Raw genomic sequence first — 3197 nt, 5'->3', positions numbered from 1 at the left:
CCCACAACTTTTCGCGATTGCGTAGCTAGCCAAAGGCATCGCATTACCGCTGATGGTGGGAATAATTTTCCCGCAGTACCCAACCGCTACCACTTATATGTGTCCTATGCTTGTCCTTGGGCACATCGTACCTTAATCATGCGTAGTTTAAAGGGATTGACCGATGCTATTAGTATTTCAGTAGTAAATCCTTATATGGGCGATGATGGTTGGCATTTTTCCGATTTTCCAGGTTCTATTCCCGATCGGGTCAATAATACTAAGTATTTAAGAGAGATATATGCGATCGCCGATTCTAACTATACGGGGCGAGTTACCGTACCAATTTTGTGGGATAAACAAACCTCAACCATTGTTAATAATGAATCCCGCGAAATTATCAGGATGCTTGATACTGAATTTAACGAGATCGCGCAAAACGACATTAATCTCTATCCTCAAGAATTACAAGACAAAGTAGATAAAGCGATCGACGATATTTACTCTCCCATTAATAACGGCGTATATAAAGCAGGATTCGCCCAGTCTCAAGAAGCATACGAAGAGGCAGTTAAGGAATTGTTTGCAGCTTTAGACTACTGGGAAGATATTTTGGCAAAACAAGAATATCTTTGTGGCGACAAACTAACTGAGGCAGACATCTGTATGTTTACCACGTTGTTTCGTTTTGATGCAGTTTATTACGTCCATTTTAAATGCAACCTACACCACATCTGGGAATACCCTAATTTATGGAACTACCTCAAGCGCATTTATCAATATCCAGGGATAAAAGATACCTGCAACCTAGAACACATCAAACTGCACTACTATCAAAGTCATCCTCATATCAACCCCAGTGGCATCGTTCCTCAAGGTCCTTTAATTAGTTTTGAGTAAAAGTAAATACTAAAATCTGTTTACCTCCGACGAGGTTGCAGCCAGTGAAATAGTCCGATCGATATCTCACCGATAAAAGTAAGCAATTACTTGTATCTCCTTCATCTTGTCAATTTGTCCTCGCGATCGCAATTACCAAAAAACACCCCACAAGCGGGAATTTCTACCGTATTGTCATATCGGCGACTATTAAAATCAACTTCGTTGGCATCTTCACATTTTCCATAAACTGATAAATCGTGATGCAATGGTTGAGGACTCAAATTAAATAAGCAAATCAGATGTTGCCGATCGCACTTACGGCTAAAACCTAGTAGTGGTTCTGGTGTATCGAGTAAGGTAATCAGCCAACTAGGTCGGGGTAGCACTTTTACGGTTTTATCAACGTTTATTCATGATTAATTCACAACCGCGATCGCTTTTGATTTTGACGAGAATATCCACAGTCTGGGTTAAAGGAGTAATAATAATTATTCTGTTGTCCTCAATGGAAACCTAAACTACTTTAACTATATTAATAATATCTTTATATTATGACTTAACCTTGTGTAAAATCCCGTAAAAACTATGATTAAAATCAACCAAGATTAAAATTTTAACCGATCCCCAAAGTCCCTCCCCTTATAGGTTTCGCAAGTTTTAAAGATTAATTGATTGGTAACATGATAAAATACTTAAATTTTTTTTCTAACTATGGCAATTTTTTAGTTTGTGAAGAAACCAAGTTTTTTAGAAAAAAAAGGCATTTAATCCTATCTTAAAATTACAAAATGTATGATAATTGATTAGTAATTCGAGTACCCATTTAATTTTTCATTTAGCACTATTAATGATGATTCGCATTCTTATAGTTGACGATCAAAAATTAGTTAGAGAAGGTATCAAAATACTACTAGAAAAAAAAAGCGAGATTGAAGTTGTTGGAGATGTGGCAGATGCTAGAGTCGCCCTAGAGAAAATTGAAATTCTTCAACCTGATATAATTCTTCTAGATATTGATATGCCAGAGATAGATGGCTTGACCTTAGCCCAGCAGATTGGCGAGAGGTTTCCTCAGATAAAAGTTATTATGCTGAGTAGTCATGAAGAAGAAAGTTATGTCCAAAAAGCTACTGAATTAGGTGCTAAAGGTTATTTACTGAAAAATGCTTCTTCCCAAGAATTAGAATGGTCTATTAGACTGGTTCATCGCGGTTATTCAGCCATTAAATCAGAATTACTAGAAAAACAATTTGTCGAGCCCAAAGAACCTAAATTAGATTTAGCATCAGATAAAAATCTAAGCAAGCAACAAGAAGTTAACTCTGATTCGACTAAAGTAACTACTAGCGTTTTATCTAGGGAAGATAGAGCTAATTTAGATAAATTAGAGCTATTATTAGCCAAAAAGCAAGTTCAAGAAAAATATCATACCTACCAAAAACAAAAAAATAAACGTAATCCTTGGGTTCATGGTGTTAAAGCAACCCAAACCAAGAAAACAATTCAAAGTTTTGAGTTTAAACTGCTAGTTTTTATTATTTTGTCCTGTTTGGGATTTTTAGTAGCTGTTGCCTTATCTTAATATTCAGTCTAAAGATTGGTTTGCTAGGACTAGTTAAAAGGGAAAGGGGAAAGGTAGAGAAATATAGAACTCCGATTAATGTTATTAAATAGAACTATCATTTATTTTTATTTTTTTTGTTTGCGCCACCAACCTCGTACTAATTTGATCTCGTCATAAGTATAGTCTTGTCCGAGGAGATTTTTAATGGGAGAGAGGGCGATATCTCCTACTTTTTCGATCGCCTTAATTATTGCCTCTTGTCTTTCATGGGCAACTAATTTAGTAATATCTACTGGTTGATTCAGTTCGATTAATTTACTCAGATGATTGTTAATGGTTGATTCGGTAACATTTCTCTGTCGAGCCATTTCTGCCACACTTAAACCCTGTTGATAGAGTTGTAGTGTCTCCATTTCGCTTTTGGAGGGCAGGCTAACGGGTAATTGATGTAGGGCATCAAATTCTAAGATAGCTGAAATAAAACTGTTGCCATATTGTTGCGCTTTATATTCATTAACCCCTGATAAATTAGCAAACTCTTCTAGGTTTTTCGGGCGGAGTTGCGCCATCAATCTCAAACTAGAATCAGCAAAAATCATATAGGGTGGAAGAGAGTTTCGATCGCCAATTTGCTTGCGGAGTTTTCTGAGTTTCTCGAATAAAAGTTCGGCTTCGGCTTGACGGGGATTATAATTGGTCTTGATTTTATGTTTCGATCTGCTAACGGCAATTTTTACGGACAATCGATTTAATAAAACATCCCAACTGCGTT

General features: G+C 36.4%; 4 protein-coding genes. 2 read left to right on the top strand and 2 right to left on the bottom strand.

What is annotated here, in order from left to right:
• Positions 1 to 879, top strand: an 879-nt coding sequence (locus tag AC33VI_RS22925) for a glutathione S-transferase family protein (protein ID WP_491784578.1), incomplete at its 5' end; no start/stop codon positions are given.
• 101 nt (positions 880 to 980) lie between these two features.
• Here the strand turns inward: AC33VI_RS22925 and AC33VI_RS22920 are convergent.
• Complete coding sequence (locus tag AC33VI_RS22920) at positions 981 to 1247, bottom strand: hypothetical protein (RefSeq protein WP_491784577.1); 267 nt, start codon at positions 1245 to 1247, stop codon at positions 981 to 983.
• Positions 1248 to 1708: 461 nt separating this feature from the next.
• Here AC33VI_RS22920 and AC33VI_RS22915 point away from each other — a divergent pair, with 461 nt between their 5' ends.
• Positions 1709 to 2443, top strand: a complete 735-nt coding sequence (locus AC33VI_RS22915; RefSeq protein ID WP_491784576.1) for a response regulator — start codon at positions 1709 to 1711, stop codon at positions 2441 to 2443.
• Positions 2444 to 2550: 107 nt separating this feature from the next.
• On the opposite strand, the gene AC33VI_RS22910 is transcribed toward AC33VI_RS22915, so the two are convergent.
• Positions 2551 to 3197, bottom strand: a 647-nt coding sequence (locus AC33VI_RS22910) for a helix-turn-helix domain-containing protein (RefSeq protein ID WP_491784575.1), incomplete at its 5' end; no start/stop codon positions are given.

The sequence above is a fragment of the Waterburya sp. genome (assembly GCF_058530065.1).
This window is presented reverse-complemented; position numbering and strand designations above follow the sequence as displayed.

What these genes read in the sequence shown, in the direction of transcription:
- AC33VI_RS22915 (WP_491784576.1), top strand. Translation starts at nt 1,709, where the DNA reads ATGATGATTCGCATTCTTATAGTTGACGATCAAAAATTAGTTAGAGAA.